This window comes from Trueperella sp. LYQ143 (assembly GCF_046599595.1).
Taxonomy (GTDB): Bacteria; Actinomycetota; Actinomycetes; order Actinomycetales; family Actinomycetaceae; genus Trueperella.
This window is the reverse complement of sequence record NZ_JBKIWR010000002.1, coordinates 92363-116188: the sequence shown is the minus strand read 5'-3', so window position 1 is coordinate 116188 and position 23826 is coordinate 92363. Positions and strand designations below refer to the sequence as shown.

General features: G+C 53.9%; 22 protein-coding genes. 3 read left to right on the top strand and 19 right to left on the bottom strand.

The features are described from left to right. Positions 1–22: 22 nt before the first annotated feature. Positions 23–634, top strand: coding sequence for a class I SAM-dependent methyltransferase (locus ACLHIL_RS01495; protein WP_411296126.1), 612 nt, complete (start codon positions 23–25; stop codon positions 632–634). Positions 635–774: 140 nt separating this feature from the next. Here the strand turns inward: ACLHIL_RS01495 and miaA are convergent, their stop codons facing one another. From miaA to pgsA, 8 genes are all read right to left on the bottom strand, one after another. Next, the gene (gene miaA / locus ACLHIL_RS01490; protein WP_411296124.1) at positions 775–1707 is read right to left on the bottom strand and encodes a tRNA (adenosine(37)-N6)-dimethylallyltransferase MiaA; all 933 of its coding nucleotides are present in this window, start codon (positions 1705–1707) and stop codon (positions 775–777) included. Beyond that, the gene (gene miaB, locus ACLHIL_RS01485; RefSeq protein ID WP_411296122.1) at positions 1704–3236 is read right to left on the bottom strand and encodes a tRNA (N6-isopentenyl adenosine(37)-C2)-methylthiotransferase MiaB; all 1533 of its coding nucleotides are present in this window, start codon (positions 3234–3236) and stop codon (positions 1704–1706) included. Before miaB ends, miaA begins: the two co-directional genes overlap by 4 nt. A gap of 83 nt (positions 3237–3319) precedes the next feature. Continuing rightward, positions 3320–3901 carry a regulatory protein RecX gene (locus ACLHIL_RS01480; RefSeq protein ID WP_411296120.1) on the bottom strand — a complete coding sequence of 194 codons (582 nt, stop codon included), beginning with the start codon at positions 3899–3901 and terminating at the stop codon, positions 3320–3322. Then, positions 3901–4947, bottom strand: coding sequence for a recombinase RecA (gene recA / locus ACLHIL_RS01475; protein WP_411296118.1), 1047 nt, complete (start codon positions 4945–4947; stop codon positions 3901–3903). The genes ACLHIL_RS01480 and recA overlap by 1 nt, the downstream gene beginning before the upstream one ends. A 462-nt stretch (positions 4948–5409) precedes the next feature. Continuing rightward, positions 5410–5631 (bottom strand): DUF3046 domain-containing protein, encoded by a 222-nt coding sequence (locus ACLHIL_RS01470; RefSeq protein WP_411296116.1) that lies wholly within the window; start codon positions 5629–5631, stop codon positions 5410–5412. A 32-nt stretch (positions 5632–5663) separates the two neighbouring features. Next, positions 5664–6047 (bottom strand): helix-turn-helix domain-containing protein, encoded by a 384-nt coding sequence (locus ACLHIL_RS01465; RefSeq protein ID WP_411296114.1) that lies wholly within the window; start codon positions 6045–6047, stop codon positions 5664–5666. Positions 6048–6171: 124 nt separating this feature from the next. Then, entirely contained in the window at positions 6172–6705 is a 534-nt protein-coding gene (locus tag ACLHIL_RS01460; protein WP_411296112.1) for a CinA family protein, read from the bottom strand. A 2-nt stretch (positions 6706–6707) separates the two neighbouring features. Further along, a complete protein-coding gene (gene pgsA / locus ACLHIL_RS01455) occupies positions 6708–7298 on the bottom strand; it encodes a CDP-diacylglycerol--glycerol-3-phosphate 3-phosphatidyltransferase (RefSeq protein ID WP_411296110.1) in 591 nt (196 codons plus the stop codon). 77 nt (positions 7299–7375) lie between these two features. On the opposite strand from pgsA, the gene ACLHIL_RS01450 reads away from it, so the two are divergent. Continuing rightward, positions 7376–8641 carry a CapA family protein gene (locus ACLHIL_RS01450; RefSeq protein WP_411296108.1) on the top strand — a complete coding sequence of 422 codons (1266 nt, stop codon included), beginning with the start codon at positions 7376–7378 and terminating at the stop codon, positions 8639–8641. 155 nt (positions 8642–8796) lie between these two features. Here ACLHIL_RS01450 and ACLHIL_RS01445 read toward each other — a convergent pair whose 3' ends face one another. The 3 genes from ACLHIL_RS01445 to dapA form a co-directional block, all read right to left on the bottom strand. Beyond that, positions 8797–11490, bottom strand: a complete 2694-nt coding sequence (locus ACLHIL_RS01445; RefSeq protein WP_411296106.1) for a DNA translocase FtsK 4TM domain-containing protein — start codon at positions 11488–11490, stop codon at positions 8797–8799. A gap of 186 nt (positions 11491–11676) precedes the next feature. Beyond that, positions 11677–13350 (bottom strand): ribonuclease J, encoded by a 1674-nt coding sequence (locus ACLHIL_RS01440; RefSeq protein WP_411296104.1) that lies wholly within the window; start codon positions 13348–13350, stop codon positions 11677–11679. 108 nt (positions 13351–13458) lie between these two features. Beyond that, on the bottom strand, positions 13459–14364 hold the full coding sequence (gene dapA, locus ACLHIL_RS01435; protein WP_411296102.1) for a 4-hydroxy-tetrahydrodipicolinate synthase: 906 nt from the start codon (positions 14362–14364) through the stop codon (positions 13459–13461). A 76-nt stretch (positions 14365–14440) separates the two neighbouring features. On the opposite strand from dapA, the gene ACLHIL_RS01430 reads away from it, so the two are divergent. Further along, entirely contained in the window at positions 14441–15217 is a 777-nt protein-coding gene (locus ACLHIL_RS01430; RefSeq protein ID WP_411296100.1) for a hypothetical protein, read from the top strand. 430 nt (positions 15218–15647) lie between these two features. Here ACLHIL_RS01430 and dapB read toward each other — a convergent pair whose 3' ends face one another. The 8 genes from dapB to rbfA form a co-directional block, all read right to left on the bottom strand. After that, complete coding sequence (gene dapB, locus ACLHIL_RS01425) at positions 15648–16388, bottom strand: 4-hydroxy-tetrahydrodipicolinate reductase (RefSeq protein WP_411296098.1); 741 nt, start codon at positions 16386–16388, stop codon at positions 15648–15650. A gap of 9 nt (positions 16389–16397) precedes the next feature. Next, positions 16398–17711, bottom strand: a complete 1314-nt coding sequence (locus ACLHIL_RS01420; protein ID WP_411296096.1) for a M16 family metallopeptidase — start codon at positions 17709–17711, stop codon at positions 16398–16400. Between the two features lie 66 nt (positions 17712–17777). After that, positions 17778–20096, bottom strand: coding sequence for a polyribonucleotide nucleotidyltransferase (locus ACLHIL_RS01415; RefSeq protein WP_411296094.1), 2319 nt, complete (start codon positions 20094–20096; stop codon positions 17778–17780). A 228-nt stretch (positions 20097–20324) separates the two neighbouring features. After that, positions 20325–20594: a 30S ribosomal protein S15 gene (gene rpsO, locus ACLHIL_RS01410; protein ID WP_411296092.1), complete on the bottom strand. Its 270-nt coding sequence runs from the start codon at positions 20592–20594 to the stop codon at positions 20325–20327. A 285-nt stretch (positions 20595–20879) separates the two neighbouring features. Further along, positions 20880–21866: a bifunctional riboflavin kinase/FAD synthetase gene (locus ACLHIL_RS01405; protein ID WP_411296090.1), complete on the bottom strand. Its 987-nt coding sequence runs from the start codon at positions 21864–21866 to the stop codon at positions 20880–20882. Between the two features lie 3 nt (positions 21867–21869). Then, complete coding sequence (locus ACLHIL_RS01400; RefSeq protein WP_411296088.1) at positions 21870–22259, bottom strand: hypothetical protein; 390 nt, start codon at positions 22257–22259, stop codon at positions 21870–21872. A 4-nt stretch (positions 22260–22263) separates the two neighbouring features. Next, positions 22264–23328, bottom strand: coding sequence for a tRNA pseudouridine(55) synthase TruB (truB, locus tag ACLHIL_RS01395; protein WP_411296087.1), 1065 nt, complete (start codon positions 23326–23328; stop codon positions 22264–22266). A 22-nt stretch (positions 23329–23350) separates the two neighbouring features. Further along, the gene (gene rbfA / locus ACLHIL_RS01390; protein WP_411296086.1) at positions 23351–23776 is read right to left on the bottom strand and encodes a 30S ribosome-binding factor RbfA; all 426 of its coding nucleotides are present in this window, start codon (positions 23774–23776) and stop codon (positions 23351–23353) included. Positions 23777–23826: the final 50 nt, after the last annotated feature.

Genomic DNA, 23826 nt, shown 5'->3' with positions numbered 1-23826 from the left:
CACACCAGGTAAGGTATATCTCGTGACTGAGCACTATTTTTCTGCTGAACCGATTTCTGATTCGCATGAGCGCGAGCTAGAGATTGATATTGCTGGCCATTCTTATCGCATACAAACCAGCTCGGGAATATTCTCTCCTGACGGGCTAGATAAAGGTACTGCTGTTCTCCTGCACAAGGGAGGGCTACCCGAGCTGACCACCGGAGCACGTATCGTTGATCTTGGATGCGGCTGGGGGCCACTGACTTTAGCGCTAGCTGCCCACTACCCCGATGCCCATGTCTACGGAATTGACGTTAATGCTCGTGCGCGAACCTTAGCTGCGCATAATGCTGCTCGTGCTGGATATAACAACGTCACAATCACTGAGGACGCCTCGCTAACTGACATTGACTTGTTGTGGTCGAATCCTCCTATCCGGATCGGCAAGTCAGCTCTTCACAATCTGCTAAGCCATTGGTTAGATCGGCTAGCACCACATGGCGTGGCATATCTCGTCGTTCAGCGTCATTTAGGCGCAGATTCCCTATTGAGCTGGTTACAAGAATCTGGCTATCCGGCGGATAAAGTAGGATCTCAGAAGGGATTTCGAGTATTGCGAGTGTATGGGTGCGGCGTGGCGTCATCTCGTTAAAACCACGCCGCACCACACCTCAATCGCTGTATCGCTTGTCGATCACTTTATTGATGAGCCCCACGCAGTATTAGCATTTCCAGTATGGATATATAGATTTCTACGTTCACATCAACGCGCCTTTCTACATATCCTCACTTTTATTCGTTATTCAAGAAACGCTCCACCTGAGCACTAGCCCAGTCAAGAAGATGATCTTCCGCATCGTTCCAGATAATACGCGGATCTGCCCCGAACCATTTGCGCTGTTTGCGAGTCAGCTTCCAGGTTGCTGTTGCAATATCCTCCTGTGCCTGCTCAGGCGCCATCTGACCATCAAGGACTGCAATTGCTTGAGCGTATCCAGTTGCTCGGGAAGCCGTCGGGCCATCGCGTAATCCGTGCTCACATAGCCCCTGCACTTCTTCCAGTAATCCGGATTCGAACATACGACGGGTACGTCCCGCTATCCGCTCGCGTAATAGTTGCGGATCACGGCGTATGCCCAACTGAAGAACAGCAGGATAATGGCTTGTGTGTCGGGGAAATTCCGGAGTATAGGAGCGTCCCGTCAGCCGGACCACTTCCAGGGCACGAATGACTCGACGTGGATTGTGTAAGTCAATAGTGGCGTAGGTATGCGGATCGCGCTGTGCTAACTCTGCCACAAGCACCTCAAGACCTTCGCGACGCACAATTTCCTCAAGTTCTTCGCGCACATGTGGCGATGTGCCGGGAAATTGTAGTTCGTCAAGCAAACCCGAGACGTATAGCCCCGATCCGCCAACAATCATAGGAATTTTGCCACGCTGACGAATTTTCTCCAGATCTGTGCGCGCGTGTTGTTGATATGCCGCAACCGATGCTGATTGGGTGACATCGAGAACATCTAGCTGATGATGAGCGATCCCTTGCCGCTCCTCGAGTGTTATTTTTGCAGTTCCGATATCCATTCCACGATAGAGCTGCATCGCATCTGCCGAGATAATCTCAACACGTTGCGCCCCTCCCAAGCGTTGCGCCAGATCAATTGACAGATCCGTCTTTCCACATGCCGTCGGACCAACAACAGCAATGATCGGCACAGCGTTCACGAGGTACGCGGCCTCATTCCAATCGTCGGTATGCCTAGATTCACCGGAGCACGACCGGCAGCTTCTTCTTCCAGTTCATGACGACGACGTTCAGATTCTTGCCACGCATCCCCAGCACGGGTACGGCGAATACGGAATTCTCCGCTCGTTCGAGCCGAATCGGCTACCAAATGATGCGGCGCACCGTGGGTGACGCACGCCGTAACAATATCCCCGGGCCGCGGCGGATCAGTAATTCCCTCGGGCAAAGCAACATGGACAAGGCGATTATCGGCCGCTCGACCACTAATTCGTTCCGTTGCCTCATCTTTTCGCCCCTCACCAGTGGAAACAAGGACCTCTACTTCGTGCCCCTCCAGTTTGACGTTTTCTTCTGTGCCAATTCGTTCTTGGAGTTCCACCAGACGGTTGAGCCGCTCCTTTGCCACTTCATCAGGGATCTGTTCCGCCATATCGGCTGCTGGAGTCCCTGGACGCGGTGAATAGATAAATGTGTAGGCTGAGGCGAATCGCGATTCTTCCACCACATCAAGGGTGCGCTGGAAATCGTCCTCAGTTTCCCCCGGGAAGCCGACGATAATATCAGTGGTAATTGCCGCATGAGGAATCTGTTCGCGAACTCGCTGCAAAATTCCAAGGAATTTTTCGGAGCGATATGATCGGCGCATAAGGCGCAAAATGCGATCAGATCCTGACTGCAAAGGCATATGCAGCGAGGGCATTACCGTCGGAGTCTCTGCCATCGCGGCGATAACGTCATCCGTGAATGCGGCCGGATGTGGAGAAGTGAAACGCAGACGCTCTAAGCCGTCAATTGCGCCGCCTGCCCGCAATAGCTTGGCAAAGGCGCCACGATCTCCGAACCCTACCCCATAGGAGTTAACATTTTGCCCCAGTAGGGTTACTTCAATAGCTCCTTGCGCGATAACTGCCGACATTTCCGCAAGAATATCGCCCGGACGCCGGTCACGTTCCTTACCTCGTAGCTGCGGAACAATGCAGAATGTGCAGGTGTTATTGCACCCAACTGAGATTGACACCCACGCCGCATACGCTGATTCTCGGTGTGTAGGTAACGTTGACGGGAAAACCTTTAGTGATTCCTCAATTTCTACTGCGGCTTCCTTATTATGGCGTGCTCGCTCCAACAACACCGGAAGCACATCGAGATTATGCGTCCCCAAAACGACATCCACCCAGGGCGCACGCTCAATGATACCGCCGCGCAGTTGTTGCGCCAGGCACCCGCCCACCGCGATCTGCATATCAGGACGTTCCCGCTTTACGGCGGCCAACTGCCCTAAATTGCCATAAAGCTTATTCGCCGCGTTTTCGCGAACCGAACAAGTATTGATAACGAGGACGTCTGCCCCCATATCACCAGCTTCAGTAGCTCGCTGCGCCTTTTGCGGCACAAGCTCTACTGGCACATATCCGGCCTGGTCAAGCAGACCAGCGAGACGTTCAGAATCGTGTACATTCATCTGGCACCCGAGGGTGCGCACTGCATAAGTCTTGGGAAGAGTCATCGCCGTCAGTCTAGTAGTTTCTCGATAGTGATTGCGCCCTGCCACAGTGCGAATTTGACCGCATTAGCCTCACCAGTGTTCGATTAACACGCATCGCCATCTTCTCCTGCGAATGCGTCATAAATCGCCTGACGAATATGCTCCGCACAAAAACCTCGCCGCCCCAAGGCTCCATAAAGCCGACGTCGAATGGTCTCTTCGTCGATTCCCCGCATTGAGCGAACTTTGCGTTGTGCAAAGTCACGCGCGGCTTCCAGTTCCGAATCATCGCTTATCTCGGCTAATGCCTGCTCGACAAGTTCCGCACTGACCCCTTTTTCAGCGAGTTCTCGTCTTAATACGCGTCGCGAGGTCGTTTTTGTGGCGAATTTAGAACGGACAAACATGCGGGCAAAGCGTTCGTCATTAACCAGATCCGCCTGGCAAAACATATCAATAACAGAGTTCGCAATCTCATCAGGAACAAGCTGACGGTGCAAGGCAGTTCGCAATTGTGCAACCGACCGCTCCATCATAGCTAGCTGCCGATAGCATACGTCTTTAGCGAAGGAATACCATTCTTCTTCTGAGCGCTGCGCTGCCCGCTCTCGACGACGGGCAGCAATCTCTGCAGCACTAGCACGCCGACGCACTTTCGCATCTGCATGAAGGCGATAATCCACCATTAGGAGATCGGAGTATCCTCAGGATCCACGGTCGGCTTTACACCTAACCCACATTCTGCCTTAACTCGTGCCTCTATCTCATCTGCAATCTCGGGATTATCACGCAAGAATTGGCATGCCTTTTCTTTGCCTTGCCCGAGTTGATCGCCCTCGTAGGTGTACCAAGCTCCAGATTTCTTAATGACGTGCATCGTTGCCGCGATATCAATAATCGAGGATTCGCGCGAGATTCCTTTACCGTAGTAGATTGCGAATTCAGCCTGCTTAAAAGGCGGGGCCATCTTATTCTTAACGACTTTGACCCGAGTGTTATTTCCGATGGGGTTAGCACCATCCTTGAGCTGGTCTGCACGGCGCACATCAAGCCGGACGGAAGCGTAAAACTTTAGTGCACGACCTCCGGTTGTCGTTTCTGGATTACCGTAGAACACCCCAATTTTTTCGCGCAACTGGTTGATAAAAATGGCGGTCGTTCCGGAGGCAGATAACGCACCTGTTAATTTACGCAAGGCTTGCGACATCAAACGGGCTTGCAAACCAACATGAGAATCGCCCATCTCGCCTTCAATTTCCGCTTTAGGGACTAAAGCGGCTACCGAATCAATGACGATAATATCCAAGGCTCCGGAGCGAATAAGCATATCGGCAATTTCCAATGCCTGTTCTCCCGTATCCGGCTGAGAAACAATCAGAGCATCCGTATCCACGCCTAATACTCGGGCATATTCCGGGTCAAGGGCGTGTTCCGCGTCAATGAAGGCCGCAATTCCACCCATTTTCTGAGCCTGCGCGACGGCATGTAACGCGACTGTCGTCTTACCGGAAGATTCCGGACCATAAATCTCAACAACACGACCCCGCGGCAGACCACCAATACCAAGAGCAATATCCAAGGAAAGCGCCCCAGTAGGAATAACCTGAACATTTTGAACTGGTCGATCGCCTAAACGCATCGCCGAGCCCTTGCCAAACTGGCGATCAATCTGACCCAATGCCGCTTCAAGCGCTTTTTCCCGATCAGTGGGAACGGCAGAATTCTTTACCATTATCTACTCTCTTTATCTCGTGGCCGTAGCCGGTGGACAGATCAGGTCATTAATCTTGCGAGAGACCCTCTCCGAGCCTCTCGTTGACAACGCTATGCCCGACCTGAGGCATAGCCAAACTGCGCGATACCCTATGTGCATATCGCCTGCAGATTGCGTCGCCGTGGATAACTTTAGCCGAACATTCGTTCGAATATCGTCTCGTTGTCCTCGCGTGTCGCTGTGATCGCACTCATTGTGCTATTAACGCGACGAATACGAGCGCTACTATCTTTCGCGCTTTCTCGCGATTTTGCCGGAAATACTTGGACGCACAGATACGCCGACAAATACCGACATACTCATCCATGCCTAGCGAGGCAAAAATTAGGTGTGCAGCATATCTTATTGCCGCACACCTAACCTGATATATCCATCCCTGATTATTAGCCACCGACTGTACATTCTCGGGGAAACATCACTTCACCGTTTGGGATAACTGCGATGAAGAAACTCGTAGGAATCTGGTAATTCCATTGCCGTCCTCAAGTAGTGCCACACGAGCTGCGGCTCTACCCCTGCTGTTAGCGCTTCTTCTGCGGTACGCGAATCAAGCTCTGCCAAGATTAAATCATGAGCTAAAGAGCGCCCCAATCCATGCTCGAAAGCACGATCAACGACATCCCAAAATTCGCTATGTTTCATCGCATATCGCAGTGAGCAAGACGAATCACGTGTTAAACACCAACAGAGCTAAACTCGCCGTTCAGCAACGCCTCCGCCGTATCCGGAATCTGAACTCCGGCAGCACGTGCCGCACGAACCTTGCGCATCATCGGAGGGGTACGCCCCTCTGCCATATCAATACGATCAGCAATAAGCCGCAAAACGTGGCTCATCGGTACATTCAATGCGCCACAAATAGAGTGCAACAACTCTGAGGATGCTTCCTTCTGGCCGCGCTCCACTTCGGAAAGATAGCCGAGCGAAACACGAGCATCGGAAGACACCTCACGGAGCGTCCGCCCTTGACGCTGGCGGTATTCCCGCAAAACATCTCCCAGTTCACGACGGAAAAGAACCGTCTCATTGCGAACTAGCGCGTCATTCATCATCGTCATGTGTTCTCTCTCTTCTACTGGTTCAACCCCAATTGCGCCATTCGCTATCAGTGGTTGAACCCGATGTCATCTATCCTGACAGACAATCCTGCGAATTCCCTGAAAGCGAACTCCGAGTTCTCGATTATTTCACAAGTTCTTTGTGAAATTCCTGCAAAGCACATTCAACCGTGCTCCGCCTCACGTCTTGGCGCATTCCAGATAACTGCAATAGCCGAGCTCGCACCCCATCTGGAGTCAAAATACCTATCCACACCGTACCAGCCGGATGCCCGTCTGCCGAACCTGGCCCAGCAACTCCCGTCGTCGCTAACGCATAATCCGCACCAAATAACCGCGCCACTCCGCGTGCCATTTGGCAGGCAATCTGGCGGTCCACCGGACCTGTACGAGCTAAATCTCCTTGATCTACCCCGAGTATCTGCGCCTTAGCCTCAACTGTGTATGCCACAACTCCCCCACGAAAACACAGCGAAGCCCCACTGACATCCACAAATGCAGAGGCGAGCGCACCTCCCGTTAGGGATTCTGCAACCGCAAGCGTCTGATGACGCGACGACAAGTGCGCAATACACTCCTGAGCTAGTCGATATTGCGAAGATATTTCCTCAGCCACATACCCACCCGAGCTCTGTGCTAAATACTCGGCTGCCGGCATAGTTATCTCCCGCTGGAAACGTCATTAACCACAATACGACGCGCCTGCACAATGTACTGCGCTGCTGAGGTGAAAGCGAAAACCAGAGCTATTGCCACAAGCACATAGCACCCCCACACCAAAACGACTGCGATCGTATGCGGCAAGAAAGCGCACCACGGAATAACAAGACCGCCAATCCCCAGCGATTGAGCCATCATTTTAATTTTTCCGCCCCGACCTGCTGCCATCACCGATTTACGCACTACCGCCATACGCATCACAGTGATCCCTAGTTCGCGAACAATAAAGACGATGGTCACCCACCACCAAAGCCACCCATGCCAAGAGCACATAACCATTGCCGAAATGATTAATGCTTTATCGGCGATAGAATCCGCTAGTTTGCCGAAATTCGTTATCAACCCCCGCGAGCGAGCAAGATGGCCGTCGAGTTTATCCGTCAGGGCCGCTAACGCAAAAATTGCCCACGCCAACCAACGATGGGGACTATCTGGGATAAGCAACGCCCAGATAAAAAACGGCACCAGCACCAACCGGAGGATAGTCAGCGTATTAGCGATGTTCACAACCGAAACCTTATTTGTATCCACCCTATATACTTTAAGGTATCCGCAGAGCTTTTCTGGCAAACTGTACACGCCTACCAGGATCATCTAAGAAGCACCCGATGAAGAAAATTTTTATTATTGCCCTCGTCAGTCTTGGCGCTACCCTCGCTGCCTGCACGGATTCCACCCAGCCAAACTCCTCGCAAAACCCAGGGCAGGATTCGCTTGATTCTTCATCACCACAATCCTCCAGCGTTTCACCGACGCCAACACCAACTAACCCACCAGAAGAATTCACCGTAGTAGCCGGTGGAGATATTTTGCCGCATCTATCCGTCAATGAGCATGCCCGCGCAGCAAATGGCGGATACGACTATGCTCCGCTATATGCTGATATTCAGCCGTATATAGCGAACGCGGATCTAGCGATCTGTGCGCTAGAAGTACCCATCGTCCGTCCCAACGAAAAACCATCCAACTACCCTCTTTTTGGCGCGCCGTGGGATCTTGCAGACTCCATTTCCCGCATCGGCTACGACGGATGCGCAACAGCAACAAATCACACGATGGACCGTGGTCTATCGGGCGTCATCTCCACCATCGACGCCCTCACTAATTCTCATCTCGGATGGACTGGAACTGCGCGTAGCGCCGAGGAATCCCAACAAATCCAGTTCTATACCATCACCGGAAAGCATCAATCCGTCAAGATTGCCCATATTGGCGCAACTATGCTCACAAACGGTTTACCTATTCCCGCAGACGCGCCCTATTCATGGGATGTCGTCGGCCCTCTCGGATCGCCAGTTAACACGGTTATTGATAAAGCAGCTCGTGCCCGTCAGTTAGGAGCAGATATCGTCATCGCTTCTATGCATTGGGGGACGGAATACGCCAGTGAACCAAATCCGCAGCAGATCGTGACCGCCCAACAACTCGCCAACTCCGGTCAAATTGACCTGGTATTCGGCAATCACACGCACGTACCCGAACCACTCGCCAAACTCCCTGGTGGTCCGCATGGACGCGGCATGTGGCTGGTATATGCCATGGGAAATCAAATCTCTGGGCAATCCATCGAACTTGACGGCTATCGCGTCACCACAGGTCTTATTACTACAGCAACAATCGAGGCTCGCGGCCCAGCAGATGCCAGCGTAACGAACCTCGATTGGACGGTCATCACCCAGAACTCCCCCTATGGCCGTCATCTGTATCCGCTTCACGCATTAACTGCCAACCAAATAACGAACAGCGGTATGAGCCCCGCAGAAATCGCAGCCCGAGCCGAGGTCACCTATCCTGTTATCAATGGTTTTGGAACTGAGCGAACGACTCCACCGACCCCAACTGGATCTCACCTGCAATTAAGCCGCGAAGGATAATCTCTGCTCTATACTCGGGTCTTTCCAGCACCCTGTAGCATATTTCCTTAGGAGGCTTTTCTCCTCTCCTCCCCTAAATACGGTTCGGCTCCTAATTTGTAGCTATCTGCTGACGATACCCAGATAATTGCTGTTTGAAGAGAGAGACAGTTTCGCTAATCCCGCCCAGTAAGCTGCCAGGCGTCTTCATCAATATCGTCAGGACGATCTTCCCAGCCATCCAGAGGATCAGCATAGCGGTCATCGTCCACGATCACGCCGCCGTTAGCATACGCCTCAGTTACCTCTGGCTCCCGCGCCACATCGACATCTCCGAAATCCGCATCGGCATAGCGATCTTCGCCATCCGTATCAGCCGCATGAAGCGTTACATCTTCGCCACGGATCATAGCCAGTACTTCCGGTAACTGTTCTGGGGTCACCAGCACAGCACGCGCCTTTGATCCTTCTGATGGCCCCACAATCTCACGAGATTCCAGCAGATCCATCATGCGTCCAGCTTTCGCAAAACCGATACGCAATTTACGTTGCAGCATCGACGTCGAACCGAATTGAGTGGTTACCACTAACTCTGCAGCCTGTAACAACACCTCAAGATCATCGCCGATATCCTCGTCAATAACCTTCTTTTCGGCTTTAACCGTGACATCTTCCCGATATACCGGAGACATTTGATCTTTGACATGAGCCACCACCCGAGCAATTTCTTCCTCAGTAACCCATGCCCCCTGGACTCGCGCTGGCTTAGACTGACCTGCCGGCATAAACAAGGCATCGCCCATACCGATGAGCTTTTCTGCACCGGAGGCATCCAAAATAACCCGAGAATCCGCTAATGATGAGGTCATGAATGCTAATCGTGAAGGGATGTTCGCTTTGATTAGACCCGTCACAACGTCAACGGATGGACGCTGTGTTGCCAGCACTAAGTGGATACCGGCAGCGCGTGCTAGCTGGGTAATCCGCTGAATCGAGCTCTCAACATCCCGCGGGGCAACCATCATTAGGTCAGCCAGCTCATCCACAATCACCAATAAATACGGATATGGCATGAGCTTGCGCTGGGAGCCTTCACGAGGAGTCACTTCCCCAGCACGGATGGCCGCATTGAAATCGTCAATGTGTTTGTATCCGTATGACGCTAAATCGTCATAGCGCTGATCCATCTCACGGACAACCCACTCCAAGGCATCAGCTGCTTTCTTGGGATTGGTGATAATGGGCGTCACCAAATGCGGAATACCCGCATAGATCGTCAGCTCCACCCGTTTAGGATCAACCAAAATCATCCGCACTTGCTCGGGGGTAGCACGCATCATAATCGAGGTAATCATCGAATTAACGAACGAGGATTTACCTGCGCCCGTTGCGCCTGCCACCAGCAGATGTGGCATCTTCGCAAGATTTGCAACGACGTACTTTCCGTCCACATTCTTGCCTACCCCAACGCATAACGGATGGCTCTGCTTCTGCATAGCCGACGAGCGCAGGACATCACCGATGAGGACAGTTTCGCGATCCGTATTGGGAATTTCAATACCAATCGCCGATTTTCCTGGGATCGGGGAAAGAATACGGACATCGGCGCTAGCTACCGCATACGCGATATTTTTCGATAGCGCACTGATCCGATCTACTTTCACACCCGGACCAACTTCTACCTCATATTGCGTAACCGTCGGCCCACGGGAGAATCCCACCACCTGAGCGTCTATCCCGAACTCATCAAATAACCGAGTTAACGCCTCAACTACGGTGTCATTAGCTGCTGAACGATCCACATGTGGCGGCCCGTATGAGAGCATGTCACTTGGCGGGAGAGCATAAGAGATATTCCCCATTTCGAGCCGCTCGACCCGATCGAGTAAGGATTCCGTATCTTTCGGGGGCGCATCGGATGTTTTCTTTCCCGACGCAGACGCCTGCCCTGCGAGAGCCGCAGCACGCGGCGCAGTGTCAGTAACAACTGTTGGGGCCGTTGGAGCGAGACGTTCCGGTGGCGTATTTCCACGTGTCTGGCGGCTCGCAGGCGGAGATACCACAGCGGTTTCATCCCCTGCCTCAGCAGGCTGCGCATCATTTTGTTCTGCGGCGGCCCGCCCACGTTTTACCCGAGACGTGCGGGCTGGAGGCGCACCTGAGTCTATTTCTCTTGACTCTATATCTTCGTCGTCCAGCTCCTCGTCTGCGTCGTCACCCATCGCTTCTCGACGGGCCAGGCGACGGTCATTAATCCAGGAAAAAATATCGCGAACCGAGGTCTGAGTCGAATACAGCATCGCGTAAATAATCAACAAGATAAGGAGTGGGATAGCTCCCCAGACGGAGAATAATGCCGTGAGTGCTTCCCCAATTGCCCAGCCAATCAAACCGCCAGCTGACTCCACCGATGCCATCGAATCAGCCGGACTGGGATGCCCACCAAAAATGTGGAGGATTCCCGTCAGCGCCAAACAGACTAACGCAAGACCGATAACGAAACGACGATGCGTTCCCCGATATACTCGCCGGAACATGTGGACCGCGCAGCCCAGCAGAATGATCGGGACGAAGATCGAAAGGTTGCCTACAATTCCTGCTGTCGCATGATGAATCACCGAACCGAGAATGCCCGACAGGGAAAACCATTCCCGCAAAGCCACAATAATGGCCGCAGCAATGAGAATAAACGCAAATCCCTCGCGAGAATGCCCCACTGCATCAGGGGCAGCGTTCTCATCAGGGGTGACTTCGCTGCGAGTACTGCGAGCCCGCGGCGAAGCGGCTCCGCTGCCCCTGGTTGACCGCGAAGTCGAAGCGGGATTTCCCGCTTGTGAACGTGATCGTGCCGGTTTATTCGGCCGAGCCATCCGCGCTCCCTTTCGTCGTTTTATTCCTGCGATTTTCTGCGTCATTCTCAGCAGACTCGCCAATATATACGAATCCGAGCCTAGTCGGCGCAGGACGATACTCCGACGGTTACGCGCCGGACTGCGCAAAATGTGATGCGGGTGGCGTAATGCGTTTTCCTTAGCTCGCCTTCCTCACTAGCCTCGCTAGGCTTCAATAACCGTGGGAATAATCATTGGTGCTCGGCGCAGTTGGCGTGCCGCCCATCGCCCGACAACCCGGCGCATTGCCTGTTGCATTTGATACGTATTTGCCGACTCATTCGCTAAGGTTTCATCCAGTGCCGACCGGACATCCGGCAAGATCGCGTCAAACACTGAATCATCCTCCGCCATAGCGCGCGCCTGAATATGTGGCCCAGCGAGGACCGTGCGATTTTGCGCATCGACAACAGCAAAAATTGCAATGAATCCCTCTTGGCCGAGGGTACGCCGGTCTGTAAGTTCCGTTTCCGTGATCTCTCCGATTGACGAGCCATCAACATACACATATCCGCACGGGACTTTGCCCACTATGCGGCATACTCCGTTAGTCATATCGACGACGGAACCATCTTCACACAGTAGAACATTTTCCGCGGGAACGCCCGTCTTTACGGCAATCGCTCCATTCGCCACCAGATGCCGGATCTCCCCATGAACCGGCATCGCATACTCTGGCTCTACGATGTTGTAGCAGTACAGCAGCTCCCCTTCTGCCGCGTGGCCGGAAACGTGGACTTTTGCGTTGCCCTGATGTACCACCTTGGCGCCGCGTTTCATCAACCCATTGATGAGGCGGTAAACCGAATTCTCGTTACCGGGAATCAAGGAAGAAGCAAAAATGACGGTATCGCCCGGGCCGACGCTGATACGTTTATGCGAACCCGAGGCGATACGTGACAGCACCGCCATCGGCTCACCTTGGGATCCGGTAGACATGTAGACGATTTCGTCATCGGCTATCGCGTCAGAATTCTTCAAATCAACCAAAATCCCCTCGGGGATAGTCAGATAGCCCAGCTCGGCGGCAATCGTCATATTGCGCACCATGGAGCGACCAACAAAGCATACCTTTCGGTTAAATTCTGCCGCTGCGTCCAGTACCTGCTGGACGCGATGGACATGCGAAGCAAACGACGCAACCACGATTTTTCCCCGCGACTGAGCGAAAACATCGCGGATAACCGGACCAATCTGAACCTCAGAGGCAACAAAACCGGGAACTTCCGCATTCGTTGAATCGCACATAAACAGATCAAGGCCCTCATCGCCCACCCGCGCAAAAGCACGCAAATCTGTAATCCGACCGTCAAGAGGCAGTTGATCCATCTTAAAATCGCCGGTATGCAAGACCGTTCCAGCACTACAGCGGATCACGACCGCGAGCGCATCAGGAATCGAATGATTCACCGCAATAAATTCACAGTCAAAGTTCCCGATCCGCTCGGTATCTCCCTCCTCAACGACGAGGGAATACGGCGTTATCCCATGCTCAGCTAATTTCGCCTCAACCAGCGCAACCGTTAGTTGGGAGCCAATAATGGGAATATCCTGACGCAACCGCAGTAAATATGGGACGCCCCCGATATGGTCCTCATGGCCGTGGGTCAAGATGATTCCGTCAATCTTCTCTAGGCGATCCTTGAGGTAGTCAAAATCCGGCAGGATCAGATCCACGCCCGGCTGTGATTCCTCTGGAAATAACACGCCGCAATCGACAATAAGAATCCGACCGTCAATCTCAAAAACGGTCATATTGCGGCCGATCTCGCCGATTCCGCCAAGCGGGATGATACGAAGCGTGCCGGCAGCGGCAGGAGCAGGAATATTCGTCGTCACGTCCCTATTGTGACATTTTCCTTTCGTCTCTGGCGAGCTTTTCCCCAGTAGCGTATGCCGAATCTGCCTCTGGCCCTCTCCTGACCGCAGCCGATTAGACCTCGCCCGTCAGCTAGTGAGTAAACCTTCTTCACGCAAGACCTGGCGCAAGCGAATGATTTCTTCCTCACTTGCACCAACAAGCGGTAACCGAACTGCTGACGAGGGAATCACTCCCAACAATCGCATAGCTTCTTTAGCCATCACCGCGCCTTGCCCGCCGCCCATAATGGCGGAAATGATTCGCGCCTGTTGCGCAAATTCCGCGCGGGCAGCAGGTAGATCTCCCGCGTCTACTTCATCAACAAGGCGACGTAATCCCGCTCCGATAACATGACCGGCTACTGATACCACTCCGGAAGCGCCATGAGCCAACCAGGCAAAGTTAAGGGAGTCATCCCCGGAATAAAATTCCAAACCCGTGCGTTGGATTCGCTCGAACCCTTGGGGCACATTTCCCGTCGCGTCTTTAACAGCTTTAATTTGCGGATGCTGGGCTAGGCGGTCAAGCGTCTCATCAGAAATCGCCACTCCGGTGCGCCCCGGAATGTCATATAACATCACCGGCAGATCCGTGGCCTCAGTTACCGCAACGATATGTTGATACACCCCTTCTTGGGAGGGCCGGTTGTAATACGGCGAGACGACTAATAAGCCCTGCGCCCCAGATTCTTGTGCCCCGCGCGCAATACGCACGGCATGCGCTGTGTCATTCGAGCCCGCACCCGCAATAATCATGGCCTTCCCGGCAACTGCATTGCTCACTTCCTGCACTAACAGATTCTTTTCCGGTTGATGCGTAGTCGGAGACTCCCCAGTAGTTCCCGATAAGACGAGAGCATCGCAACCATCTGCAACAAGCTTGACTGCAATTGCGCAGGCACTATCAATATCAAGGCGACCATCGTGGTGAAAAGGAGTCACCATTGCCACTGCGACAGATCCAAAAGAACGAGAAGGAAGTGAGTTATCCATAGTCTCTACCCTAATAGCTTGCCGTCTCATTCACCGCGACTTTCGACATCTAGCCATTTCTTGAGACAATATCCAGATGAAGATGTCAGTACGCCCAGCTACCGTCCGTGATGCTCTCGCCATTGCTCAAATACAAGCTGAAACGTTATATGAAAGCATCAGCTCTGGGCTAGGCCGGAGGGCAGATCCTAGCATTCGTGCCATGTTTGATGTTGGCTCATTAGCGAACGTCTGGCGCGAATCCCTTGAGCGTCTCCCCTCGAAACGGCATCATATTCTGGTTGCCCTCAATGGCGATATGATCGAAGGATTCGCTGCTCTTGCTCCGTGCGATCCGCTTCCGGATCTCGAATATCTTTCTTCTGCAGCCCCCGCAGAAGCGCCCTCACCGGCTGACTTTGCAATATCGCCGTCTGAGCATACGGCTCATAATCTATCCAGCGATGCGGATGCACCGACGGAATATGCACCGGCAGAAAACCCTTTAGAAGATCAGGCACCCGCAGAGTATCCCTCTGCAGCCTGCAACACTGTTACACCTGAGGAAGAATCTCAGCCTTCTCATGTTTTCCCGCGTCCTGAAAACACGGCTGAAGAGGAGATCTGCGCCTACGAACTGACGAATCTGTGCGTCCCGCAACGATATGCTGGGCGTGGTCACGACGCTCGACTACTTGCCGCAGCTACCGATTATGCCCATGACGCCACCGAGTTATATACCTGGATTATCGCCGGATATGACGCTGCCACATCGTTTTTCCATGCTGCTGGCTTCGCCCCGCGCAGAATGTGGCGTACCGCCCACGTTGATGGCGGTGATATTTCAGAGCACCTGTGGTGGACGACTTTTTGATCGCCATGAGCCGCACGCGCATAGCTCCGTCTGAGGTTAGCGGCTGGCTTATATCACCGAACACCGACCACAAACACTGGCTTTTCTTTTTCCCCGTCCCCTCGGGGGGGGGGCAGATCCGTCGCATTCTCGGAGGCGCTCCCTCCTAGTTATTGCATATAGCCCGATACACAATCGGACCAGCTATGCATAAACAGCGCTCTGCAACGAGATAGCCAGCAATGCACAACTTAACCAGATGGCAGCAATATAGCTGAGCGCACTACCCCGTCACTAAATAACGTATTAACTGGTAGCTAAGGCGCTGGTAGCCCCGTTATTCCTCGCAGACATGCCGCCAGCTATCACCCAGTTTTCCTGCTCTGAGCGCCTCTGAGTTCTCAGATAGCGTTTCCCAGCCACACCCGCGTATTATCCGAGCACGTCAAGATCAGTGAATATCGAGGACGTCTTCCAACCCGTAAGTTAGCCCGCTACGTTGCGATACTGCACGTACCGCCGCAATAATTCCCGGCATGAAGGAGGCACGATCAAAGGAATCTTGCCGGATCACAAGCTGTTCGCCTGCATTACCTAGGAGCACCTCTTGATGCGCATATAGACCGCGCAATCGCACTGCGTGAACTCGCACCCCATCAATATCTGCCCCGCGCGCACCATACGGATCTGACTGGGTTCGATCTGGGCTGACAGCACATCCGGCATCTCGGCGAGCGTGCGCAATCATCTGCGCACTCGTCATCGCAGTACCCGAAGGCGCATCCGCTTTATCAGGATGATGTAGCTCAATGACCTCAACCGATTCAAAGAAAGGTGCCGCTTTACGGGCAAAAATCATAGAAAGCACTGCAGAGATCGAATAATTCGGTGCAATAATCGCATTCTTTCCAACGCGCTGGCAATGCTCGCGAACCTCTGCCAGGCTTTGCTCCGTCCACCCTGTTGTTCCCACAACTACATGGCAACCTGCTGCTAAAACTGCATGGACATTTGCCTGCGTCGCCTGCGGCACAGTAAACTCCACCGCAACCTGCGCGCCCGCCAAGGTATCTACGGTAATGGGATCTGCGGCATCCAAGCGTGCCACAAGGTGCATATCTTCCGTATTCTCAATTGCACTGCAGATCGCTGTGCCCATGCGCCCTGCGGCGCCAATTACTGCAACCTTCATGACAGTAGTCTACGACCTTGCTTCTTCCGGACCAGCTACAGCAACAGATTGTGGACGCTGTGCAAGATCCTCGGCTAACTGACGAATATCTGCCGCCGTCACCGCTCGCGCCTCATCTAAAAGCTCGGAAATTGTGCGCAATTGCCCGCGGATCAACTCCGCCTGCCCCAGCCGATTACGCCGGAAAGAATGTGCCTCTGCCGAGAACACGACCTGGGCACGATACTGACGAAACGCGGTTTCTACCTCATGCTCGCTTACCCCGTGTTCCGCAATATCGTGTAAACACTGCGTCATGATCCGGCGAACCTCACCCGTATTCTCCGGAGCGCACTGCGATTCCATCGCAAAAACACCGCCCTCCGGATAGGCCGAAGACCATGCAAAAGTGGCGTAAGCAAGGCCTTTCTTCTCGCGCACTTCCTGGAACAGACGCGAGGACTGCCCGCCGCCAAGGATCGTCTCCAACATATTCAATGTTGTTATCCGCGAGTCAGTAACTTGCAAGCCGGGAACACCAACCACCACCGCACTTTGCCGCCCAGGCTTGGCAATAAAACGCCTGCACCCCGATGTGTACTGCACATCAGCAACGCGACGACGCGGTTGTGGGAGTTGACCATCTGACAGATTCCATCCAGCACTATCAAGCAACGCACACAATATCTGGCACAGCTCGTTGTGGTTAACATCGCCTGCCGCAGTCACCACCAGTTCCTCTGAACGGTAATTCTTTCGATAATGCTGCATCATGTGGTCATGCTGTAGCGCGCGAACCGTCTCAATCGTTCCGCCAACTGGTCGAGCAAGCGGATGATCCCCCATAACTAGACCCATAATCGCATTTTCTGCACACTCGCTGACGTCATCATCACTGGCTGCCAGTTCCTCAATGATGACTCCCCGCTCCAGCTCCATCGCCTCGCGATCCAAGGTCGAATGGACGAACATATCGACAAGTAACTCAAGAAGTTGAGGCAGATCGCCAGAGAATACATGCCCGTAGTATTCGGTGAACTGACGAGAGGTTGCCGCGTTGAGCGATCCCCCAAGAAAATCCCCTAATGTGGAGATATCCACTGCTGAACGAGTTTGGGTGCCCTTGAACAACAAATGCTCAAGAAAATGCGTCGATCCTTCCGCTCCCGACGCCTCATCGCGTGACCCAGCTCCAACCCAGAAAGCAGCGGCCACTGACTTTTGCCCCGGAACATAGTCGGTTAGTACACGGATACCACCAGGCAATACGCTGCGTCGTGTCGCAATCCCGTCCTCATCAAAAAGTAGTTCCTCACCAGCTCCGCCAGTCAAATCTACAGCCATGCATGTCACCTACAAATATGCCGGTGAGGGACGCATCCGCGCCCCTCACCGGATTATTACCTACGATTATTCGTTGTCGCTAGTATCGTTCTCGCGGGTGCGGGTACGCCGACGACGACGCTCGCCACCATCGCGCCGCTGACGCTTGCGGGGGCGCTCATCCTCTGAGGATTCCTCAGCCTGCTCAGCTTCCGCAGCAAGCTGTTCCTCGGTGAGAACGGCATGTAGCGTCAATTTACCGCGCTGATCAATCTCTGCCAGCTCGACTTCAACCTTATCGCCAACATTGAGGACGTCCTCAACCGCGTCGATTCGCTTACCGCCAACTAATCGACGAATCTGCGAGATATGCAGCAAGCCGTCCTTACCCGGAGATAATGAGACGAATGCTCCGAAGGTGGTCGTCTTAACGACGGTACCCACGAAACGTTCACCGACCTCTGGCATCTGCGGATTAGCAATTGCGTTGATCGTCTGACGTGCCGCTTCAGCAGCCGGACCGTTATCCGCACCGATGTAAACCGTGCCGTCATCCTCAATAGTGATCTCAGCCCCAGTATCTTCCTGGATCTGGTTAATCATCTTCCCCTTAGGGCCAATGACTTCACCGATCTTATCAACTGGGATCTTGACTGAGATGATGCGTGGAGCCGTCGGTGCCATCTCGCCAACTTCCGGAGCGGCCTGTTCGATGAGGTCAAGGATGGCAATCCGAGCTTCATGGGCCTGCTGCAGGGCGCGAGCCAGAACTGCAGCGGGGATGCCATCAAGCTTCGTATCGAGCTGCAAAGCCGTCACCATATCCCGCGTACCAGCTACTTTGAAGTCCATATCCCCCAAAGCATCTTCAGCGCCGAGAATATCCGTCAATGCCACGTAACGCTGCTCGCCATCAATCTCGCCCGAAACAAGACCCATCGCGATACCCGCAACTGGAGCTTTCAACGGAACACCCGCATTGAGGAGGGATAAGGTCGAGGCACACACCGAGCCCATTGAGGTCGAACCATTCGATCCCAAGGCCTCGGAAACCTGACGGATTGCATACGGGAATTCTTCCCGCGAGGGCAGCACCGGAACCAGCGCGCGCTCAGCGAGCATGCCGTGCCCGATCTCGCGGCGCTTAGGCGAACCAACTCGACCCGTCTCGCCCGTGGAGTACGGCGGGAAGTTGTAATGATGAATGTAGCGCTTTGCTGTAATGGGAGACAGATTATCGAGCTGCTGCTCCATCTTGAGCATGTTCAGGGTCGTTACACCGAGGATCTGCGTCTCACCGCGCTGGAACAATGCCGAGCCATGCACCCGCGGAAGGATCTGAGTTTCCGCCGTGATCGTCCGGATTTCTTCGGGACGACGACCATCCATGCGGATTCCCTCCGTCAGGACCCGCCGACGCATAGCCTTCTTCCAGTGATCGTTGATCGCCAAAGCTAGCGGCTGCTCCCGCTCTGGGAACTGTTCGATCAGCTCTGCCACGATCGAATTCGTCAGCTCATTGAGCGCATCGTCGCGTTCATGCTTATCGACGATACCCCACAATGCGTCAAAGCGACCCTCCAGCTTCGCTCCTACAGCCTCATATTCTGCCTCGTCATAGGGCGGGAAAAGCGGGAACTCTTGAGTATCCTTGCCAGCTTCCTTAGCCAATTCCTGCTGTGCCTCGCACAGCACGCGGATGTGGCGCTTAGCAGCCTCTAGACCCTCAGCGACCGTCGCTTCCGTCGGCGTAGCGCCACCGGCAGCAATATTGGCCAACGCATGATCGCTTGCTTCTGCTTCCACCATCATCACCGCGACGTCGTCACCGACAATCCGACCGGCTACCACCATCGAGAACGTGGCGCGCGGCAGCTCCGAATAGCGTGGGAAAGCAACCCACGTCCCTTCAATAAGGGCCAGACGCACACCGCCAATTGGGCCAGAGAACGGCAGACCCGAAAGCTGCGTGGACATGGATGCGGCGTTGATTGCCACCACATCATAGGCATCATCCGGATGCACCGCAAAAACGGTTGCTACAACCTGAACTTCATTGCGCAAGCCCTTAACGAATGCCGGACGCAACGGACGGTCGATCAGACGAGCCGACAAGATTGCTTCCGTACCTGGACGCCCTTCCCGACGGAAGAACGAACCAGGAATCCGACCTGCTGCATATTGACGTTCCTCAACGTCCACCGTCAACGGGAAGAAATCAAAATGCTCTTTCGGCTGGCTAGATACCGCAGTTGCCGACATGACAACAGTCTCGCCGTCAAGATAAGCCAATGCACAGCCAGCAGCCTGCCGAGCCAGCAGACCTGTTTCAAAACGAATCGTGCGAGTACCGAATTCACCGTTATCAATGACGGCTTCGGCAAACTTCACGTCTGGACCCTCCATAGGATCTCCTTCTGTATGTTTTGCCCTCGGCCATCGATTGTCATAAACGCCATCTGTGTGCGGTTACCACAACCGAGGACCGACGGACACCTTCTCTTGTACTTCTATTTTATGAACGCTGCTTCGCGCGGATCCCCGCCTCAGTAATTCGGCAGCACGCGCCGCAAACCCAATACGCGCCAGTTAACGTGCAGCGACCCGCTCCCTAATGGAGCGGGTCGGCAACAATTATCGGCGCAAACCGAGGCGCTTAATGAGCGACCGATAACGCTCAATATCTTCACTGGCCAAGTAGCCCAGCAGACGACGGCGCTTACCGATCAACAGCATCAGACCACGACGTGAGTGGTGATCGTGCTTGTGCGAACGGAAATGTTCGGTAAGTTCAGCAATACGAGCGGAAAGCAGGGCAACCTGCACTTCCGGAGAGCCGGTATCGCCCTCATGCATCGCATATTCCTTGATGATCTCGTCCTTACGTTCCTGAGACAGAGCCATACGCTTTCTCCTTCTTCTACTCGTTGCACGGAGCCCAGGGCTGGTTCTCCTGAGCGATGACACTCCGTGGCCGATCGAACGGCGTCATCTAGCCTAACATGCACATTCCGTCGGCCTGCTACCCGCAAAGGTGATCTTGACCTCGAAGCCTAATTATTATGTGCGCCACTGATCTCTGTTTACGTCATCCAGCCAATACATTCACATAGGCTCACTGCCGCGCACCGACCGTAGAGACGTTCGCCGTCAGCATCTCATTAGGAGCATTAGCAGCTTATTAAGAGATTAACCGGCAGTGACGTCACTGGGATTGACTCGATAGGACACCGGCACTCCGAGAATCTGCGCAGTTTTACGCAAATCATCATCCATCTGGGTCAGCAACTGCTCCACGCTGTCCATCTTCATCATTGGCCGCACGTAATCAACAAAATCTATCGCAATATCCTCCCCATATAAGTTCAGATCACTGCGCCCTAGCACATGGGCTTCAACTGTTCGCTGCGTCGCATTAAACTGCGGATTCGACCCAATGGAAATGGCCGCTGGTAGCAACACCGTCGCGGTAGAGTCTGGCACCATGCGCACCAGCCATCCCGCATAGACCCCATCACAGGGCACCTCACCGATTCCGTCGCTCGGCAGATTCGCCGTCGGAAATCCTAGTTCTCGCCCCCGCTTAAAACCATGCTGGACAACCCCACGCAGGCGATGTGGACGACCCAGAATCTTCGCCGCCTTACGCACATTACCGGCATCCAGGAGCTCTCGAATCCAGGTGGATGAGTAGCGGCGACCGCTGCCAGAAACCAGATCAGCCAACAGATACACATCTACCCCGTAGTTCTGGCAATAGTTCCGTAAGAACTCACCATCGCCGGCATTATCTCGCCCGAATCGCACGTCAGTCCCGACAACAATCGCCTGAGCTCCAAGCTGGCCAATAAGCTGATCGCGGATGAAGGCTTCCGGAGTCGTCTGAGCATAAGCCAAATCGTATTTTTGGATGACAACAATATCTATTCCGGCCGCCTCTAGCCGCGATAGTCGATCTGCCAAGGTGGTAATCATCGGCAATTGATGTTCGGGGCAATGCACTGCCCTCGGATGCGGTTCAAAGGTCAAAGCAACCGCTGGAATTGACCGCTCACGAGCTATGCGCACGGTTTCTTGCACGATGGCGTGATGACCTTTATGGAATCCATCAAAGATTCCAATGGTCACGACGGATGGGCCTACCTGCGGATCAGGTGGGCAATAACGAACATCCACGAGTTACTTGCCACGCAATCCGAGCTGCGGACGCCCCTGGGAGAAATCATCAGGAATAACACGGGTATCACCTGCATGACGCCCCATACGACGCCGACGCCCACAGCCGCACATCTGCCCCTCCTGCGACGCCGGATCTTGCCCCGAAGCCGCCGCCTGAGAGTGTTCAGAATTTTCCTGCGCCCGCGCGGTCTCCCGCTGCACGTTCCTATGATGATGGCGGTGACCGCAACCGCATCCGGAAGTTGCCGGCACCTGAGTACCTGACAATGCATGTGACGTATCTGGCTGCGATACCTGCTGAGCATTCTCCTGCGCCGAGACTGACTCCACTGGAGAACTAGCTGTTTCTTCCCTGCGGTGGCCTGAACATCCACATCCCGATGGCACCATAGCCCTATATTCCTTTCCTCGTCTGCATTAATTGTAAGTCTGGTTTTAATTGCCCAGCGCGAGGCGAGACAAGCGCCACCGGATCACAATCACACCAGGCAACCGCGGGCCATTGCCCAGTGCGCAGCACATGACCAGTTGGTTCACGCCGATCAATGAACATCCCTGCGCTAAGACGACGCGCCTCATCCTCATTTACCGCAATAGCTGGAAAAACGTCACGGCAGATCTGCTCCAGTGGAATAACCGGCAAATTCTCCGTCATGAACGCTAACTGGGAAATCGAAAACGCTTCTTCTACATCCCACGGACCAATTCGCCACCGATGTAAGGAACGCAAATGCGCCCCCACTCCCAGTCGCTGACCAAGATCGCGTGCGAGGGCACGAATGTACGTTCCCGCAGAGCAGGTGACGTCAACCTCAAACTCAACAACTGGCACGCGACGCCCCTGCACCACCAAGGTGCTACGTTCAATAGGGCTACAGCGGGTGAAACTCTGGATACAAACTGGCCGAGGAGCTAAAACTACCTCATGCCCTGAACGAACTAGTTCATGGGCCCGACGACCAGCAACCTTAATCGCAGAAACCGCCGAAGGTACCTGCATGATATTGCCAGTTAATTCCCCTATTGCGGCATCAATAGCCAGGCTAAGGCGCTCATCGCCATATACGTCAGGCTCGGTTAACACAGGATTCTCATCGGGATACAGCACGCCATCTGCATCCTCGGTTGACGAGGAGACGCCACAGCATATCCGCGCACGATAGCTTTTATCCACCTGACCAAGGTATTGGATCAGCTTGGTAGCACGACCGATTGCCACTACCAGTAAACCAGTTGCCATCGGATCAAGAGTGCCGCTATGCCCAACCTGCCGAGTCGCTGCCACACGCCGCACCGCACCAACAACGTCATGGGAGGTAACACCGCTATCTTTGGCAACTAATAACAGTCCCGGATCTGTCGGATAACCACGGGGTAAATCACCCCACGGCATAACGCGACGCGGTTTTGCCGACGAGGAACTGCGCTCGCCGTGTTCTGCGTCTTGTCTGCGCCCCACTTACGTTATCCCTTTTCCTCAGTTATTCGTCATCCTCATGACTCCGGTACGGATCAGGATCCCCAGCCGGAACCGCGCCCTGGGCGTTGCGGCGAATCTCCTCATCACGTAATCGGGCTGCAGCAAGTAGCTCTTCCATTGACTGCACAGAATCTGGCAAGGCATCGACAATAAACTCAATACTTGGCGTCAACCGCAGACCCAACTGTTTGCCAACATGAGAACGGATCAAACCACGGGCAGATTCCAAAGCGGCTGCGGATTGGCGTACCGCATGCTCATCTCCCATGACGGTGTAGAAGATACTGGCATGCTGCAGATCTCCAGTAACCCGCACATCGGTAATCGTCACCATGCCCAAGCGCGGGTCCTTGAGTTTGGAGGTCAGCATACGCGCGACAATCTGCTGGATTTGATCGGCGACGCGCTGCGCACGTTGGTTCGTCATATTACGTATTCTTCCCGTCTGTATCTTCTCGTAAAAGTGAGCTTTTACCC

Coding starts and splice junctions, on each gene's coding strand:
- rpsO (WP_411296092.1), bottom strand. CDS start 20,594: ATGGCTCTGTCTCAGGAACGTAAGGACGAGATCATCAAGGAATATGCG.
- ACLHIL_RS01420 (WP_411296096.1), bottom strand. CDS start 17,711: ATGGCTGTAGATTTGACTGGCGGAGCTGGTGAGGAACTACTTTTTGAT.
- ACLHIL_RS01450 (WP_411296108.1), top strand. CDS start 7,376: ATGAAGAAAATTTTTATTATTGCCCTCGTCAGTCTTGGCGCTACCCTC.
- ACLHIL_RS01430 (WP_411296100.1), top strand. CDS start 14,441: ATGAAGATGTCAGTACGCCCAGCTACCGTCCGTGATGCTCTCGCCATT.
- ACLHIL_RS01400 (WP_411296088.1), bottom strand. CDS start 22,259: ATGGTGCCATCGGGATGTGGATGTTCAGGCCACCGCAGGGAAGAAACA.
- ACLHIL_RS01460 (WP_411296112.1), bottom strand. CDS start 6,705: ATGCCGGCAGCCGAGTATTTAGCACAGAGCTCGGGTGGGTATGTGGCT.
- ACLHIL_RS01445 (WP_411296106.1), bottom strand. CDS start 11,490: ATGGCTCGGCCGAATAAACCGGCACGATCACGTTCACAAGCGGGAAAT.
- dapB (WP_411296098.1), bottom strand. CDS start 16,388: ATGAAGGTTGCAGTAATTGGCGCCGCAGGGCGCATGGGCACAGCGATC.
- ACLHIL_RS01465 (WP_411296114.1), bottom strand. CDS start 6,047: ATGACGATGATGAATGACGCGCTAGTTCGCAATGAGACGGTTCTTTTC.
- ACLHIL_RS01480 (WP_411296120.1), bottom strand. CDS start 3,901: ATGGTGGATTATCGCCTTCATGCAGATGCGAAAGTGCGTCGGCGTGCT.
- dapA (WP_411296102.1), bottom strand. CDS start 14,364: ATGGATAACTCACTTCCTTCTCGTTCTTTTGGATCTGTCGCAGTGGCA.
- ACLHIL_RS01470 (WP_411296116.1), bottom strand. CDS start 5,631: ATGAAACATAGCGAATTTTGGGATGTCGTTGATCGTGCTTTCGAGCAT.
- recA (WP_411296118.1), bottom strand. CDS start 4,947: ATGGTAAAGAATTCTGCCGTTCCCACTGATCGGGAAAAAGCGCTTGAA.
- ACLHIL_RS01415 (WP_411296094.1), bottom strand. CDS start 20,096: ATGGAGGGTCCAGACGTGAAGTTTGCCGAAGCCGTCATTGATAACGGT.
- miaB (WP_411296122.1), bottom strand. CDS start 3,236: ATGACTCTTCCCAAGACTTATGCAGTGCGCACCCTCGGGTGCCAGATG.
- rbfA (WP_411296086.1), bottom strand. CDS start 23,776: ATGACGAACCAACGTGCGCAGCGCGTCGCCGATCAAATCCAGCAGATT.